Below are 15,524 nucleotides of genomic sequence, written 5' to 3' on the forward strand. Positions count from 1 at the left end.
GCACGTCCCCCGGCTACAGCAGGCTGCTCCAGTACGTCCGGAAGCGGGTGAGGACCAGCAGGGCGATCACCCCGTACCAGGCGCCGAGCAGCAGCCAGTGCGTGTCCCGGACGAGGTGCAGGACACCCCGGGGAGCCGGGATGATCCCCCGCTCCAGACAGTGCAGGGTGACGTACCAGAACAGGCCGATGGTGACGACCCAGACACCGACGCAGTAGGGGCACAGCTTGTTGAGTTCGTACAGCGACTGACCGATCAGCCAGTGCGCGAAGACCACACCCGCGAACGCGCCGGCGTCCAGCGCCAGCCACAGCCGGCGGTGCAGTCGCGACCCGGCGAGCACGGCCGCTCCGAGCGCGGCGACCGCGGCGAAGGCGCCCAGCCCGAGCAGCATGTTGGGAAAACCGAACAGGCTTCCCTGCGGGCTGGACATGACACTGCCGCAGCTCACGACCGGGCTGATGTTGCAGGGCGGCTGATACGTGGGATCCCGCAGCAGCCGCCAGTCGTCCACGGTGAGCCGGAACGAGGCGAGCCAGCCGGCGATCCCGGTGAGGACCATCACCCATCCCGTCCGGCGGCTCGCGCCCACTGCCTGCCGGCGCGCGAGCGCGGTCACATCGTGACTCATGCCGCTCGACGGGAGTCGGCGGCCGCGGTGGCCGGTGTGGTCGCCCGCCGCCGGTAGACCAGGTATGGCCGGGCGAGGTAGCCGATCGGGGCGCTCCACACATGGACGAGCCGGGTGAACGGCCAGGCGGCGAACAGCAGGAACGCGGTCAGGGCGTGCAGCCGGAACAGCAGAGGGGCGCCGGCGATCGCCTCCGGGTGGGGTTGGAGGACGAACAGGCCGCGGAACCAGACCGAGACGGTGGAGCGGTAGTCGTAGCCCGCGCCGAAGACGTTGTGGGCGAAGGTGGCCGTGATGCCCAGGAGGACGGCGGCGGAGAGCAGCGGGAAGAGGACCTTGTCGCTGCGGTCGGTGCGCAGCCGGATCTGCCGGGTCAGCAGCCTGCGTGCGCAGAGCATGCCGAGCCCGGTGACCATGGCGATGCCCGCCACCGACCCCGCCCAGACGGCCGTGGTGTGGTACATGTGCTCGGTGATGCCGACGGCCTCGGTCCAGGAGCCGGGAACCGCCAGCCCTACGACATGTCCGCCGATCACCATGAAGGCGCCGAGGTGGAACAGCGGGCTGCCCCAGCGCAGCCAGCGGTGTTCCAGGAGCTGGGTGGTGCGGGAGGTCCAGCCGAACTGGTCCTGCCGGTAGCGCCAGACGTGCCCGACGGCAAACACCGCGAGGCAGATGTAGGGGACGGCGACCCACAGAAGCAGATCGGTTCCGCTCGCCGGGGCGGCGGCCGGGGAGAGGGGGGCGGCGGTCATCGGGGGCCTTCCGTACGGGGGGTCGGGGCGGCCGGCACACGGGTCGGCGGGGCGGGCACCGGTGGGACGAAGGCGCCCGGAGGCGCGAACTCGCCGTCCCCGTAGGCGCCGTAGGGGTCGAGACCGACCTCCTCGTTCGGCGGGCCCTCGGTGACGAGCCGGTCCACTGCCGCGCGGTCGGCCTCGGTGGCGGGCGGCAGAAGCGTGAGCAGCGCGGCCAGCACATGCCGGTAGGGGGAGCCGGCGTCGGTCAGCGCGCGGTGGATCAGCTCCAGACCGCGCCGGTGCTGGCGCAGCGGCGCCTCGCCGGCACCCGGGCCGGCCAGGGCGGCGAACTCCAGGACGACCGGGAGGTGGTCGGGCAGTTCGCCGCTGTCGGTGTTCCAGCCTGCCGCGCGGTAGCGCTGGTTGAGGGCGAGCAGGGCCATGCCCCGGCGGCGGGTGTCACCGTGCAGGTAGTAGGTGAGGTAAAGGCCGCTTCTGCGGCGCAGGTCGAACATCTCGACGTAGTGCCGCTCCAGCGCTTCCGGATCCTGCCCGGCGAACCAGCCGGTGAAGCCGGACAGCCGCCGGGCCGCCGGCGTGTCCGGCAGGGCCCGCACCACGGTGGTCAACTCCGTGCGCGCGGCCGTCAGTTCGGGGTCGGGATACTGCAGGAGCAGCGATACGAGCCGCAGGACCAGGGCGCGGCCGGCCGTCTCCTCGGGGGTGAGCCGTGCCGGGCGGCGTACGGCCGCGCGGACACGGGTGCGGACGATGCCGGGGATCGAAGCGGGCAGCGGACTCATGGACGGCCTCCGGCGGTGGTGTCGCGGCGCAGGGTGGGGATGCCCAGCATGATCTTGCGGGGCTCGGGGTCGCCGGACGTCTCGACCGGGCAGCGGTCCTCCATCGCGCTCAGCGCCGCCGCGTCCTCCTTGTGGGCGGCGGGGACCACGTACCGGTCCTCGTACTTGGCGACGGCGAGCAGCCGGTGCAGGTCCTCCGCCTCGCCCCGGGTGAGGCCCACGGCCTTGAGCGCGGTGTCGTCGCCCGGCTCACCGAGGGTGCGTTCGCGCATGTACGAGCGGAGCGCGGTGAGCTTCATCAGGACCCCGCCGACCACGTCGGTGTCCCCGGCGGTGAACAGCTCCGCCAGATACTCGAGCGGGATGCGCAGCCGGGTGACCGCGGCGAAGACGTGGTCGGGGTCGTCCTGGTCGCCGCCCGCCGCGTCCACGGCGTCCAGCACCGGCGACAGCGGCGGCACGTACCAGACCATCGGCAGCGTCCGGTACTCCGGGTGCAGCGGCAGCGCCACCTTGTAGCGCATGACCAGGTCGTACACGGGTGAGCGGCGGGCGGCCGTCAGCCAGTCCTCGGGGATGCCGGACTCGCGTGCGGCGGCGACGACCTCGGGGTCGTGCGGGTCGAGGAAGACGCCACGCTGGGCGTCCAGCAGATCCTTCTCGTCCGGGGTGGCCGCGGCCTCGCCGACACGGTCGGCGTCGTAGAGGAGCAGGCCGAGGTAGCGCAGCCGGCCGACGCACGTCTCGGAGCAGACGGTGGGCTGGCCGGCCTCGATGCGCGGGAAGCAGAACGTGCACTTCTCCGCCTTGCCGGTGGCGTGGTTGACGTACACCTTCTTGTACGGGCACGCCGTCACGCACATCCGCCAGCCGCGGCACTTGTCCTGGTCGACGAGGACGATGCCGTCCTCGACCCGCTTGTACATGGCACCGGACGGACAGGCGGACACACAGGCCGGGTTGAGGCAGTGCTCGCACAGCCGCGGCAGGTGGAAGAGGAAGGTCTGCTCGAACTCGAACTTGACCTTCTGTGCCCACTCGCCCGACAGGTTGGGGTCGGCGCCGGCGTTCTCGGGCGCACCGCCGAGGCCGTCCTCCCAGTTGGCGCCCCAGGTGATCGCGGTGGGCCTGCCGGTGAGGACCGAACGGGGCCGGGCGACCGGCATGTCGGGACTGGCGGGGGCGCTGATCAGGTTGTCGTAGTCGTAGGTGACCGGCTCGTAGTAGTCCTCGAGGGACGGCAGATCGGGGTTGGAGAACAGCGACAGCAGCCGCTTGACCCGGCCGCCGGAGCGCAGGACCAGGCGCCCGCGCTTGTCGAGCATCCAGCCGCCCTTCCACTGCTCCTGGTCCTCGTAGCGACGGGGGTAGCCGACACCGGGCTTGGTCTCGACGTTGTTGAACCAGGCGTACTCGACACCGGTGCGGTTGGTCCACGTCTGCTTGCAGGTGACCGAGCAGGTGTGGCACCCGATGCACTTGTCGAGGTTCATCACCATCGCGATCTGGGCCATCACGCGCATTGTCAGTACTCCACTCGCTGGCTGCGGCGACGGATGACGGTGACCTCGTCGCGCTGGTTGCCGGTCGGGCCGTAGTAGTTGAAGGCGTAGGTGAACTGTGCGTAGCCGCCCGCGAGATGGGTGGGCTTGAGCAGCAGGCGGGTCAGTGAGTTGTGCATGCCGCCGCGCTTGCCGGTGATCTCCGTCTTCGGCACATTGATGGTGCGGTCCTGGGCGTGGTACATGTACACGGTTCCCTCGGGCATCCGGTGGGTGACCACGGCCCGGCAGGCGACGACACCGTTGCGGTTGTACGCCTCGATCCACTCGTTGTCCTTGACACCGATCTTCTCGGCGTCCTCCAGCGACATCCAGACGACCGGTCCGCCGCGGGAGAGGTCGAGCATGTACTTGTTGTCCTGGTAGTTCGAGTGGATGGACCACTTCGAGTGCGGGGTCAGATAGCGCACCGTGACCTCGGCCCGCCCGTCCTCGTGCAGTTGCTCGTCGCCGTACGCCCGCCGGGCATTCAACGGCGGCCGGAACACGGGTAGTTGCTCACCGAGTTCGGTCATCCAGTCGTGCTGGACGAAGAAGTGCTGGCGGCCGGTGAGGGTGTGCCAGGGCTTCTTGTGCTCGGTGTTGATGACGAACGGGGAGTAGCGGCGCCCGCCGGTCTCCGATCCCGACCACTCGTACGACGTCATCACCGAGCGGGGCTGGGTGCGGGTGTCGGCGAACGTGATGCGCTCGGCCTCGCGTTCGGCGGCGAGGTCCACCAGGCCCTCGCTGCCGGTCTGCCGCTCCAGTTCGCGGAAGCCCTCGGTGGCCAGCCGGCCGTTGGTGGTGCCGGACAGCGCCAGGATCGCCTCGCACATGTCGGAGGCGGTGGCCAGCGAGGGCCGGCCGGCGCCCACGCCGTCGCGGACGGTGCCGCAGCGGTGGCGCAGCTCCTCGATCTCCCGGTCGGGGTGCACGGTGACGCCCTTGGTGGTGGTGCCCAGGGTGTCGAGCAGCGGACCGACGGCCCGCATCTTCTGCGCGGTGGACGCGTAGTCCCGCTCGACGACCACCAGCTTGGGCATGGTGCGCCCGGGCACCGGCTCGCACTCGCCGGTCTTCCAGTCCCGGACCACCCCGCCGGGCTGGGCGAGTTCGTCGGGGGTGTCATGCGTCAGCGGCACCGCCAGGACGTCGGTGCGCGTCCCCAGGTGGTCGGCCGCCAGATCGCTGAACCGGTCGGCGATGGTGAGGAAGGTGTCGTAGTCGGTGCGGGCCTGCCACGGCGGGGCGATGGCCGGGGTGAAGGCGTGCACGAAGGGGTGCATGTCCGTGCTGGACAGGTCGTCCTTCTCGTACCAGGTCGCGGCCGGCAGGACGACGTCGGAGAGCAGACCGGTCGAGGTCATCCGGAAGTCCATGGTGACCAGCAGGTCGAGCTTGCCCTCGGGCGCCTCGTCCCGCCAGACCACCTCCTGCGGGCGTCCTTCCCGCGGGGTCTCCTCGGAGCGGACGTCCGCGTCCGTACCCAGCAGATGCCGCAGGAAGTACTCGTTGCCCTTGCCGGAGGAGCCCAGCAGATTCGCCCGCCACACGGTCAGCACACGCGGGAAGTTGGCCGGGTCGTCGGGGTCCTCGGCGGCGAACCGCAGCCGCCCCGACTTGAGTTCGTCCACGATGTGCTCGGCGACCGGACGCCCCCGCGCCGCCGCCTCGTCCGCCAGGTCGAGGGGGTTGCGGTTGAAGCCGGGGTGACCGGGCGTCCAGCCGAGCCGCACGGCCTGCGCCAGACAGTCGGCGAACGTCCGGCCGGTGAGTTTCCCCTGCCCCACCGGGGAGGACAACTCGTCCGCCCCAAAGGCCTCGTACCGCCACTGGTCGGAGTTGAGGTACCAGTAGGAGGTGCCGGTCATGTGCCGGGTGGGCCGCTGCCAGTCGAAGGCGAACGCCAGATGCTGGAAGCCGGTGAGCGGGCGCACCTTCTCCTGACCGACGTAGTGCGCCCAGCCACCGCCGTTGACACCCTGGCAGCCGGTCATGGTGGTCAGCGCCAGGAACGCCCGGTAGATGGTGTCGGAGTGGAACCAGTGGTTGGTGCCGGCCCCCATCGCAATCATGGAACGGCCGTTGGTGCGCTCGGCGTTGCGCGCGAACTCCCGTGCGATCCGGGCCGCCTGCTTCGCCGGCACGGACGTGATCGTCTCCTGCCAGGCCGGGGTGTACGGCTCCGCGGCGTCGTCGTACGAGGACGGCCAGCTGCCCGGCAGACCGGGGCGCTCGACCCCGTACTGGGCCAGCATCAGGTCGAAGACGGTGGTGACCCGGCGTCCGCCGACGGTACGCACCGGCACCCCGCGGACCATGGTCGTACCGCCCTCGGTGCCGCCCTCGTCGAAGCGGGGCAGCATGACCTCGACCGTCTCCACGGCCCGCTCCAGCAGGGACAGTTCGGGGGTCACCTCGCCGAGGTCGAGGTTCCAGCGGCCCTGCTCGCCCTTGGCCCAGCGGAAGCCGAGCGAGCCGTTCGGCACCACCGGCTCGCCCGTGGCCGCGTCGAGCAGGACGGTCTTGGCGCCGGCGTTCTCCTCCTCGTGGCCCAGGTCGGCCGCGGTCAGGAACCCGTCCGGGACCAGACCTCCGTCCGCGTGCTCGCGCAGGGTGATCAGGAACGGCGCGTCGGTGAACGTGCGCAGATAGTCCTGGAAGTAGGGCACCGTACGGTCGACGAGGAACTCCTTCAGGATGACGTGGCCCATGGCCATCGCCAGCGCCCCGTCGGTGCCCGGATGCGGGGACATCCACTCGTCGGCGTGCTTGACGTTGTCGGCGTAGTCGGGGCTGACCGCGACGACCTTGGTGCCGTTGTAGCGGGACTCGGTCAGGAAGTGCGCGTCGGGCGTGCGCGTGACCGGGATGTTGGAACCCCACATGATCAGATAACCGGCGTTCCACCAGTCCGCCGCCTCCGGCACGTCCGTCTGGTCGCCGAACACCTGCGGCGAGGCCACGGGCAGGTCGGCGTACCAGTCGTAGAACGACAGCAGGGTGCCGCCGATCAGCGACATGAACCGTGAACCGGCCGCGAAGGACGCCATCGACATCGCCGGGATCGGGGAGAAACCCGTGACCCGGTCCGGACCGTACTCCTTGACGGTGTGCACATGGGCGGCGGCGACCAGCTCGGCCACCTCGTCCCAGTCGGCCCGCACCAGCCCGCCCTTGCCGCGCGCCCGCTTGTAGGCGCGCGCCTTCGCGGGGTCACCGGTGATCTCGGCCCATGCCGCCACCGGGTCTCCGAGCCGCTTGCGGGCCTCCCGCCACAGCTTCAGCAGCACGCCACGCACATACGGGTAGCGGACCCGGCTGGGGGAGTAGGTGTACCAGGAGAACGACGCCCCGCGCGGGCAGCCGCGCGGCTCGTACTCGGGGCAGTCCGTGCCGATCGAGGGGTAGTCGGTGGCCTGGTGCTCCCAGGTGATGATGCCGTCCTTGACATACACCATCCATGAGCAGGACCCCGTGCAGTTCACGCCGTGCGTGGAGCGCACGACTTTGTCGTGGGACCAGCGGTCCCGGTAGAAGCCCTCCCACGCCGGGTCGCCCGTACCGAACACAGCCCGTCCGTCGGCCGACACCTCGCTGCGGGTGAGCAGCCGGCGGGCCGCCAGCGGCCAGCCTTCACCGGCGCGCTGCTCTGGCCGCCGTGCGTTCTGATCGTTCTCCATGGTCAGGAACGCTAGGCGGGGCGGACGCCCGTGACCCGGGGCCGGCGGTCCCCGGCGGACGGCCTACCGGCCCTTTGCGGCCGGCCGCGACGGGGACCAATGGTCCCTGTCGCGGGGACCGGTCGGCCGGAGAACGGGGAGCGGCCGGCGGTGCATGCTGGGCACCGACCGAACCGCGGACGCCCTGCCGTACCACCGCGTCCCGTGCCTGCCCCGGCGGCCGACATCCCCCGTATCAGGCCGCCGGAGGGTGCGGCGCGTATGGCGCGCCCGGCCGCCCGGTCCGGTCCCGCGTCCGGCCGCATCCCACCGCGGCCGGACGCGTCGTTCTCCTCCCCGTCACCGTCTTCCGCGCCCCGGGCGCCCTGCGGGGCGCCGCTCGCGCAGACCGCCCGAGAACCCATGAGCGAAGAAGGGCAACACATCATGGACGCATCACAACGTCGCGCCGGTACCCTGCTCACCGCGGTCGGCCTGGCCCTGGGCGTCGCGGGCCCGGTCATGGTGCTGCGCGGCCGCGGCGGCAGGAACGAGATCCGCAGCGAGCTCGCCGCCCAGAAGATCACCTTCCCCGAACGCGGGCTGCCCGTCGAACTCGCCGCTCGTGCCGGGTGCCGCGTGGAGACGGGCCCCGACGCGCACGCCTACGCCGACTTCATCAAGGGCAACCTCGCCCGTACCACCGGCGGCCGTACCTACGCCGAGATCACCAACGAGCTGCACGCCGCGGGCGGTGACGACGAGGAGCTCTCCGCACTGCGCCAGACCGCGTTCATGGGCCAGTCCCTGCGCGCCTCGCTGATGTCCGCCTACCAGGCATGGCACCTCACCACCCTGGTCACCGGCCTGGGCGCCGCCCTGACCGGCGTCGGCGCAGCCCTGCTGGCCACCGCGGTCGCCCTGCCGTCCCACACCCCCGACCGTCCCTGAACGCACGGCGCCCTGCCGTCCCACACCCCCGACCGCCCCTGAACGCACGGCGGTTCGCCCGCCCGTGGACAGGGACCTTCGGCCCTCACGGAGATGACCAACGGCCGACGCGCCGGGCCCCGCCGCCGGTGGATGCTGGCGGCGACCGATCCGGAGGTGTCCCGTGCACGACCATGCCGACCGCCGTCCAGGCCGCTGCCACCGCTGCCGCTCGCGGTGGGAGCCGCGCCGGGTCCGACCCGGCCACCGTCCGGCCGCCCGCCTCGTCTGCCCCGACTCCAGGGCGGCCGGACACAGCCTCGGCACCTGGGGGAGGGCCGCGCGATGAACACAGCCGCCCACGCGGTACGACGTCAGCGGCACGACGCGGGGGAGCGCCCCTTCATCGTGATCTGGGAGTCCACCCGGGCCTGCCCGCTGGCCTGTCTGCACTGTCGCGCCGAGGCCGTGCCCGACCGCGACCCGCGCGAGCTGGACACCGCCGCCGCGAAGGACCTGCTCCACCAGGTCGCCGGCTTCGGGCGGCCCGCCCCACTCTTCGTGATCACCGGCGGCGACCCCTTCCAGCGCCCCGACCTGACCGAACTCATCGCGTACGGCCGGGAGATCGGCGTCCGCGTCGCGGTGTCCCCGTCCGGCACGCCGACGGTGACGGCGGAGCGGCTGCGGGAACTGCGCGAGGCGGGCGCGGTCGGACTCTCACTGAGCCTGGACGGCTCCACCGCAGGCGTCCACGACACCTTCCGCGGTGTTCCCGGCGTGTTCCGCTCGACCCTGGACGCCTGGGACGCGGCGCGCGCCCTCGGCATGAAGGTGCAGATCAACACCACGGTCACCCGGCACAACCTGCACGACCTCCCCGACATCGTCCACCTGGTGGCCGAGCGCGGGGCGATGCTGTGGAGCGCCTTCTTCCTGGTGCCCACCGGACGCGGCCGGCAACTCGGCGTCCTCACCGCCGCCGAGACCGAGGACGTCCTCAACTTCGTGTACGACGTCGGCCTCACCGTGCCGGCCAAGACCACCGAGGCCCACCACTTCCGCCGCGTCGCCCTGCAGCGCAAGGTGCTGGAGGACGCCGGCGACGACCACGCGGCGGTGCTCGGACTCGGGCCGCTGTACGAGGAGTTGAGCGGGCGGGCGACGGAGCTGGGCCTGGACACCGGGGCACGCCGGGTGCGGCGCCCGCCGCTGGACGTCAACGCGGGCCGCGGCTTCGTCTTCATCTCGCACACCGGCACGGTCCACCCGAGCGGCTTCCTGCCGCTGGGCGCCGGAAGCGTGCGCGAGACACCGCTGACGGAGATCTACCGCACCTCCGAACTGTTCACCGGCCTGCGGGACGCCGACCGGCTCGGCGGCCGGTGCGGCGCGTGCGAGTTCCGCCGGGTCTGCGGCGGCTCGCGGTCACGCGCGTACGGCGTCACCGGCGACCCGTACGCCGAGGAGCCCTGGTGCGACTACCAGCCGGGCTCCTTCCCCCGCCGGCGGGAACTGGCGGCGTTGCTGGGCGGCGAGGAGAGCCGTGGACGGCAAGAACACTGACCGGCCGGTGACTTCACGGCGGCCCGCCCTGTGGGGCACCGTCGCGGGCGCCGTGCTCACCGTCCTGGCCGTGCTCGCCGCCAACAGCGGCAAGGACACGGTCGCCGGCACGGCGGCGCCGGGCGCCCGCACCACGCGTACCGTCGCCGTGACCTTGGCCGGCATGCGCGTACGCCCCGCACGGATCGAGGTCGCCGCAGGCACCGTACTGCGGCTCGAGGTCACCAACTCCGACGCCCGGCGCCACGACCTCAAGGTCGGGAACGGCCCCGCCACCCCCCTGCTCGACCGCGGCGAGACCCGCACGCTCGACCTCGGCCCGGTCACCGGCGACCGTGAGGCGTGGTGCACCCTGCCGGGCCACCGCGCGGCGGGGATGACGATGGCCATCGTCGTCACGGACGGCACGGGCGACACGGGCCACGAGGGCCACTCCACGGCCGCCGGCCCGGACCTCTCCGCGGGCTTCTCCCCCGGCTGGCAGCCACGCGACGCCGACCTGGCACCCGCGCCCGGCGGAACGGTCCACAGGACCGAACTGCGCGCCGCGCACACCACGGTCGAAGTGGCCCCGGGCGTGGAGCAGGAGAGATGGACCTTCGGCGGCACCGCACCGGGCCCCACCCTGCGGGGCAGGGTCGGCGACGTCTTCGAGATCACCCTCGTCAACGACGATCAACGCATGGGCCATGGAATCGACTTCCACGCCGGCTCCCTCGCCCCCGACGGGCCGATGCGCACCATCGAGCCCGGCGAACGCCTGGTCTACCGCTTCCGCGCCGAGAGGGCCGGGGCATGGCTGTACCACTGCGGCACCGCGCCCATGCTCCAGCACATCGGCAACGGCATGTACGGCGCCGTCGTCATCGACCCGCCCGGACTCCCCGAGGTCGACCACGAATACCTGCTGGTCTCCTCCGAGCTCTACCTCGGCACACCCGGCAGCACCGCGCAGGTGACCAGGATGCGTGAACACACCCCGGACGCCTGGGCGTTCAACGGTGTCGCGAACCAGTACACCGAGCGGCCCCTGAAAGCGAAGGCCGGTGAGCGGGCCCGCTTCTGGGTGGTCGCCGCCGGTCCGTCCGACGGCATCGCCTTCCATGTCGTCGGCACCGTCTTCGACACCGTGTACAAGGAAGGCGCCCACCTGCTCGAACCGCAGGATGAGGGCGGCTCGCAGGTCCTCGATCTGGCCCCGGCCCAGGGCGGGTTCGTCGAGACGACGTTCCCCGAGGCCGGTCACTACCCCTTCGTCGACCACGACATGCGCCACGCCGAAGCCGGGGCGCACGGCATGGTGGAGGTGAGCGACTGATGGACACCGTCGGCTGGTGGTCCCTGGTGCGGTTCGCGCATGTGGCCGGCGCCGCCCTGTGGGTCGGCGGCCAGCTCGCCCTCTCCCTGGTCGTCCTGCCGCTGGCCCGCCATCTGCTCGCCCCCGAGGCCAAGGACTCCTTCACGGCCGCCGCCGGCCGCCGGTTCGGGATGCTGACCGGAGCGGTGTTCCTGCCCGTGCAGCTGGCCACCGGCTGGGCCATGGCCTGGCACCGGGGAGTCACCTGGGCCTCGCTCGCCGAACCCGGCTACGGCCGCACCCTCGCGGCCAAACTCGCCCTGTTCGCCGTGGTGATGCTCGCCGCGGCGGGACACGGAATCGCCCACGCCGGGCATCGCACCGACCTGGCCCGGGCCCTCGCGGTCCTCTCCCTCGTCGGGTCCCTCGGTGTCGTCCTGCTCGCCACCGCCCTGCCCGCCACCTGACCCGACGCACGCACCCCGCCCGACCGGACCACCCGGCCTGGACGACCTGCCCCCGAATCAAGGCCGCATGGCCCCCGGCAAGGGCCGGTCAACCCTCCTCAGCAAGCTCCCGGCGGCGCAGAGTTGACGCAACGGAGGGCAACGTGGTGAAGGAGCCGAGATGCAGACCCGGGAAGTCGACGCCACAGCCGTTCAGGCCCTGCTGGCCGCCGCGGTGGCCGCACCGTCGATCCACAACACACAGCCCTGGCGGTTCGGGCTGGACCCGGACAGCAGGTCGATCCTGGTCCGTGTCGACCGGAGACGACGGCTTCCGGCCACCGATCCCCAGCTGCGCGCCCAGTACCTGTCGGTCGGCGCGGCCGTCTTCAACCTCCGGGTGGCGGCCGAGCACCTGGGCTGGCATCCCGTGGTCCGGCTCCGTCCCGCCGGGGAGGATCCCGACGTACTGGCCACGGTACGGCTGACCGGGACCGCCGTACCCGGACAGCCGTCCCTGCGCGCTCTGCACGCCGCCATCGAGCGACGTCACACCAGCCGGATGCCGTTCACCGGCCGGCCCGTGCCGGATTCGATCGTGAGCGAGATGACCGGCGCGGCCCGCGCCGAGGGCGCGCGTCTGGACGTCCCCGACATCATGGCGACCCGGCGCCTGCTGCGGCTGACGGCGGCGGCCGAGTCCCGCAACACCGTCCACTCCGCCCGCGCGGCCGAGGCACGTACCTGGATCACCGCCCCGGGAACGGACGCCGCCTACGGCATTCCCCTGACGTCCCTGGGCCCGCAGGACGCGTCCGGGCGGATTCCGGTGCGGGACTTCATCGGCGCGCTGCCCGCCCCGCACCTGCCCGCCCTGCGCTTCGAACGCCATGCCCAGGTGGCCCTGCTGTGGACGACCGACGACCGGCGCCACGACTGGCTGCGCGCCGGGCAGGCCCTGGAGCGGGTCCTGCTCACGACGACCGCGCACGGAGTGCGGACCTCGATACTGCACCAGGCCATGGAGTGGCCGGACCTGCGGGAGGCCATGGCCGGATCGAGGCGGCGCTGCCACCCCCAGGTACTGATCCGCTTCGGATACGGCCCCGAAGGCGCCCGGACGCCCCGCGCGTCCGCGGAATCCGTCCTCGAGCCCCTCACGGGCCGGGAGACGGACGCCACCTGAGGGAACCGGAGCCGGGGCACGCGTGCGCCTCACCGCATGCTGAGTGCCCCGTTGAGTTCACGCCCGGTGACCATCTCGGAATCGATCCGGACGAACACTTCCTCCGTGAGCGGCATCCAGGAGCTGGGGCCGGTCCGGGAAAGCCGCTCGTGCTCGGCCGGGTCGGTCACGACGGAGGCGCGCCCGGTGACCACCACACTCCAGCCGGACCTGGTCGCCGCGTCGAACTCGTCAGCCTCGAAGGCGACGACGACACCGTCGACGGCGCGCACGAGGTCCGCGGCCGGCGACGTGCGCACCAGAACCGAGCCGTCCTCGTCCAGGGAGAAGTTGATGGGCAGGACCGCGGGCAGTGCCTGCCGGGTGTACACGATGCGGCCGACCGGCACCACGGCGAGCAGGCGCAGGCACTCCTGTCGGCCGAGTGCGCGAAAGCCGTCTGACTGGAACATCAGCCCATGGTCCCCCGCGGACCCCGCCCGGGGTAGGGCCGACCGGCCCTACCCCGGGCCTCCGCTCGCGACGACCGGCCCGGGCACCCGGCCGGGGACAGGGACGTCCGGGGCCGCGGGAGGGGCCTGTCCGTCCGCCCACAGGGACTCATGGCCCATGCCGCCGGCGTGCCCGGATTGCGGACAGTGGTCATGGGACGCAGTCGGGCGGGCGAGGGGCCTGCCGCGGATGTGCGGTCCCGGTGGTGCCCGCTCACCACCCCTGCTCGAGGAGAGGGAACGGACAACATGGTCCAGTCGTTGAAGCCGAAGAGTGAAAACACATCGCCGGGTGCTCCCGTGCCCGGCCGGGCGTGGCTGATGCTGGCCCTGGCGACGATCGGTTTCGCCGTCAACTTCTGGGCGTGGGCGCTGCTGAGCCCGCTGGGCCCGCGCTTCAAGACCGGCCTCGACCTGTCGTCGTTCGAACAGTCGCTGCTGGTGGCGGTCCCCGTCGTCGTCGGCTCCCTCGGGCGTGTCCCGGTGGGCGCGCTCACCGACCGGTTCGGCGGACGGGTGATGTTCCCGATCGTGTCCGCCGTCACCATCGTGCCGGTGCTCTATCTCGGCCTGGCCGGGCACTCCTCCCTCGCCGCCCTGCTGGCCGGCGGGTTCTTCCTCGGCATCGGCGGCACCGCCTTCGCCGTCGGCGTGCCCCTCGTCAACTCCTGGTTCCCGCCCGAGCGGCGCGGTCTGGCCATCGGCGTCTTCGGCGCGGGCATGGGAGGCACCGCGATCAGCGCCCTGACCACGGTGAAGCTGGTCGACGCGAACAGCATGGCGACGCCGTTCCTGATCACCGCGGGGGCGCTGGCCGTGTACGCGGTGGCCGCCGCGCTGCTGCTGCGTGACGCACCCGGCCGTACCGTGCCGGCCGAGCCGCTGGCCCGCCGTCTCGCCTCGACCCTGCGCCTCGGCATCACCTGGCAGGCGTCCGCCCTGTACGCGGTCGCGTTCGGCGGCTACGTCGCCTTCTCCGTCTACCTGCCCACCTACCTCAAGACCGGCTACGGCCTCACCCAGGCCGACGCCGCGAACCGGATGGCCGGATTCGTGCTGCTGGCGGTGGCGATGCGCCCGATCGGCGGCTGGCTGTCGGACCGGCTGGGTCCGGTCCGGGTACTGGCCGGCTCGCTGGGCGTCGTCGTGGCCGGCGCGGTGGCGCAGTCCTTCACCCCGGCGCTGGCCCCGGTGGGCACCATCGCCTTCCTCGCCATGGCCGCCGCGCTCGGCGCCGGCAGCGGGGCGACCTTCGCCCTGGTCGCCCAGCGGACCCCGGCCGACAAGGTCGGCTCCGTCACCGGCGTGGTCGGTGCCGCCGGCGGACTGGGCGGCTTCCTGCCCCCGCTGGTGATGGGCTCCCTGTACGGAGAGTACGGCACCTACGCGGCGGGCCTCGCCCTCCTCGCGGTCGTGGCCGCCGCCGCACTGGCCTACACCCTCACCGGCGTCCGGGGCGGCGACCGGGCACCGCGCACCGGCCGCGGACGCCGGCAGCGCACCGCACAGACCGCCGGCTGACACCGGCGGGCGGACGGACACCACGGACCTGCCGGACAAGGTGAAGGAGAACCGACGATGTGCGAGTACTGCGGCTGCCAGTCCCTGGCGTCCATCGACGAACTGACCCGCGAGCACGACGAGGTCGTCCGCCTGATCAGCCACCTGCGCCCCGCCCACCGGAGCGGGGACATCGCCCGGATGGCCGAGCTGGCCCGCCGCATCACCACCGTGCTCGTCCCCCACACCCGGGTCGAGGAGCACGGTCTGTTCCCCGCGATGGCCGCCGACTTCCCCGACCAGATCGCCGCCCTGGAGGCCGAGCACCGGCAGGTCGAGTCGGTGCTCGCCGAGGCCGCCGACGGCGTCACCCCGGCGGACCCGGCCTGGCCCGACCGTCTGCTGGAGTCCATGGCCATGCTGCGCGACCACATCCTCAAGGAACAGGACGGCGTCTTCCCCGCGGCGCTCGCCACCCTCGGCACCGAGGAGTGGGAAGCGGTCGACAAGGTCCGCGCGGAGGCAGGCACCGCCCTGCCCCGGCCGGCCTCCTGATCCCACCGACGGTGCGCCGTCCCTCTCGATCGAAGGGCCCGTTTCGCGTGATCCTGGTGCGGCTGTTGACCTTCCCGGGGACAGGAGTCGTAGAGTCGTTGCGGCCAGACTTGATCACGACTCGGACGGGCCCGCGTGCCCGGGACGGGGTGGCACGGTGGGCACGGAGACCG

The 15,524-nt window shown here is 72.4% G+C and carries 13 protein-coding genes; 7 read left to right on the forward strand and 6 right to left on the reverse strand.

Going from position 1 to position 15,524, the window contains the following annotated elements:
* Nucleotides 1–13: 13 nt before the first annotated feature.
* The 5 genes from IF28_RS0130335 to IF28_RS0130355 are packed head-to-tail and all read right to left on the reverse strand — an operon-like array spanning nt 14 to nt 7,401.
* On the reverse strand, nt 14–631 hold the full coding sequence (locus IF28_RS0130335; RefSeq protein ID WP_063829358.1) for a vitamin K epoxide reductase family protein: 618 nt from the start codon (nt 629–631) through the stop codon (nt 14–16).
* The gene (gene narI / locus IF28_RS0130340; RefSeq protein WP_030226921.1) at nt 628–1,386 is read right to left on the reverse strand and encodes a respiratory nitrate reductase subunit gamma; all 759 of its coding nucleotides are present in this window, start codon (nt 1,384–1,386) and stop codon (nt 628–630) included. The genes IF28_RS0130335 and narI overlap by 4 nt, the downstream gene beginning before the upstream one ends.
* Nucleotides 1,383–2,174: a nitrate reductase molybdenum cofactor assembly chaperone gene (gene narJ / locus IF28_RS0130345; protein WP_030226923.1), complete on the reverse strand. Its 792-nt coding sequence runs from the start codon at nt 2,172–2,174 to the stop codon at nt 1,383–1,385. The genes narI and narJ overlap by 4 nt, the downstream gene beginning before the upstream one ends.
* Entirely contained in the window at nt 2,171–3,697 is a 1,527-nt protein-coding gene (gene narH / locus IF28_RS0130350) for a nitrate reductase subunit beta (RefSeq protein ID WP_030226926.1), read from the reverse strand. Before narH ends, narJ begins: the two co-directional genes overlap by 4 nt.
* A 2-nt stretch (nt 3,698–3,699) precedes the next feature.
* Nucleotides 3,700–7,401 carry a nitrate reductase subunit alpha gene (locus tag IF28_RS0130355; RefSeq protein WP_030226929.1) on the reverse strand — a complete coding sequence of 1,234 codons (3,702 nt, stop codon included), beginning with the start codon at nt 7,399–7,401 and terminating at the stop codon, nt 3,700–3,702.
* Nucleotides 7,402–7,827: 426 nt separating this feature from the next.
* Here IF28_RS0130355 and IF28_RS0130360 point away from each other — a divergent pair, with 426 nt between their 5' ends.
* The 5 genes from IF28_RS0130360 (at nt 7,828) to IF28_RS0130380 (ending at nt 12,805) form a co-directional block, all read left to right on the forward strand.
* Nucleotides 7,828–8,331, forward strand: coding sequence for a hypothetical protein (locus IF28_RS0130360; protein ID WP_030226932.1), 504 nt, complete (start codon nt 7,828–7,830; stop codon nt 8,329–8,331).
* 324 nt (nt 8,332–8,655) lie between these two features.
* Entirely contained in the window at nt 8,656–9,876 is a 1,221-nt protein-coding gene (locus IF28_RS0130365) for a TIGR04053 family radical SAM/SPASM domain-containing protein (RefSeq protein ID WP_030226934.1), read from the forward strand.
* Nucleotides 9,857–11,194, forward strand: a complete 1,338-nt coding sequence (locus tag IF28_RS0130370) for a multicopper oxidase domain-containing protein (protein ID WP_030226937.1) — start codon at nt 9,857–9,859, stop codon at nt 11,192–11,194. Before IF28_RS0130365 ends, IF28_RS0130370 begins: the two co-directional genes overlap by 20 nt.
* On the forward strand, nt 11,194–11,640 hold the full coding sequence (locus IF28_RS0130375; RefSeq protein WP_030226940.1) for a hypothetical protein: 447 nt from the start codon (nt 11,194–11,196) through the stop codon (nt 11,638–11,640). Before IF28_RS0130370 ends, IF28_RS0130375 begins: the two co-directional genes overlap by 1 nt.
* A 160-nt stretch (nt 11,641–11,800) precedes the next feature.
* Nucleotides 11,801–12,805, forward strand: coding sequence for an Acg family FMN-binding oxidoreductase (locus IF28_RS0130380; RefSeq protein ID WP_051713935.1), 1,005 nt, complete (start codon nt 11,801–11,803; stop codon nt 12,803–12,805).
* Nucleotides 12,806–12,834: 29 nt separating this feature from the next.
* Here IF28_RS0130380 and IF28_RS0130385 read toward each other — a convergent pair whose 3' ends face one another.
* The gene (locus tag IF28_RS0130385; RefSeq protein WP_030226945.1) at nt 12,835–13,257 is read right to left on the reverse strand and encodes a pyridoxamine 5'-phosphate oxidase family protein; all 423 of its coding nucleotides are present in this window, start codon (nt 13,255–13,257) and stop codon (nt 12,835–12,837) included.
* A 288-nt stretch (nt 13,258–13,545) separates the two neighbouring features.
* Between IF28_RS0130385 and IF28_RS0130390 the strand changes: the two genes are divergently transcribed.
* A complete protein-coding gene (locus IF28_RS0130390) occupies nt 13,546–14,817 on the forward strand; it encodes an MFS transporter (protein WP_051713936.1) in 1,272 nt (423 codons plus the stop codon).
* A 57-nt stretch (nt 14,818–14,874) separates the two neighbouring features.
* Complete coding sequence (locus IF28_RS0130395; protein ID WP_030226949.1) at nt 14,875–15,351, forward strand: hemerythrin domain-containing protein; 477 nt, start codon at nt 14,875–14,877, stop codon at nt 15,349–15,351.
* Nucleotides 15,352–15,524: the final 173 nt, after the last annotated feature.

The sequence above is a fragment of the Streptomyces sp. NRRL WC-3626 genome (assembly GCF_000718785.1).
In the GTDB taxonomy this organism is placed as follows: domain Bacteria; phylum Actinomycetota; class Actinomycetes; order Streptomycetales; family Streptomycetaceae; genus Streptomyces; species Streptomyces edwardsiae.

Excerpts from the sequence above, each read along its gene's own strand:
- IF28_RS0130365 (WP_030226934.1), top strand. The coding sequence starts at position 8,656 with ATGAACACAGCCGCCCACGCGGTACGACGTCAGCGGCACGACGCGGGG.
- IF28_RS0130360 (WP_030226932.1), top strand. The coding sequence starts at position 7,828 with ATGGACGCATCACAACGTCGCGCCGGTACCCTGCTCACCGCGGTCGGC.
- IF28_RS0130355 (WP_030226929.1), bottom strand. The coding sequence starts at position 7,401 with ATGGAGAACGATCAGAACGCACGGCGGCCAGAGCAGCGCGCCGGTGAA.
- narJ (WP_030226923.1), bottom strand. The coding sequence starts at position 2,174 with ATGAGTCCGCTGCCCGCTTCGATCCCCGGCATCGTCCGCACCCGTGTC.
- IF28_RS0130395 (WP_030226949.1), top strand. The coding sequence starts at position 14,875 with ATGTGCGAGTACTGCGGCTGCCAGTCCCTGGCGTCCATCGACGAACTG.
- IF28_RS0130335 (WP_063829358.1), bottom strand. The coding sequence starts at position 631 with ATGAGTCACGATGTGACCGCGCTCGCGCGCCGGCAGGCAGTGGGCGCG.
- narI (WP_030226921.1), bottom strand. The coding sequence starts at position 1,386 with ATGACCGCCGCCCCCCTCTCCCCGGCCGCCGCCCCGGCGAGCGGAACC.
- IF28_RS0130380 (WP_051713935.1), top strand. The coding sequence starts at position 11,801 with ATGCAGACCCGGGAAGTCGACGCCACAGCCGTTCAGGCCCTGCTGGCC.
- IF28_RS0130375 (WP_030226940.1), top strand. The coding sequence starts at position 11,194 with ATGGACACCGTCGGCTGGTGGTCCCTGGTGCGGTTCGCGCATGTGGCC.
- narH (WP_030226926.1), bottom strand. The coding sequence starts at position 3,697 with ATGCGCGTGATGGCCCAGATCGCGATGGTGATGAACCTCGACAAGTGC.
- IF28_RS0130390 (WP_051713936.1), top strand. The coding sequence starts at position 13,546 with ATGGTCCAGTCGTTGAAGCCGAAGAGTGAAAACACATCGCCGGGTGCT.
- IF28_RS0130385 (WP_030226945.1), bottom strand. The coding sequence starts at position 13,257 with ATGTTCCAGTCAGACGGCTTTCGCGCACTCGGCCGACAGGAGTGCCTG.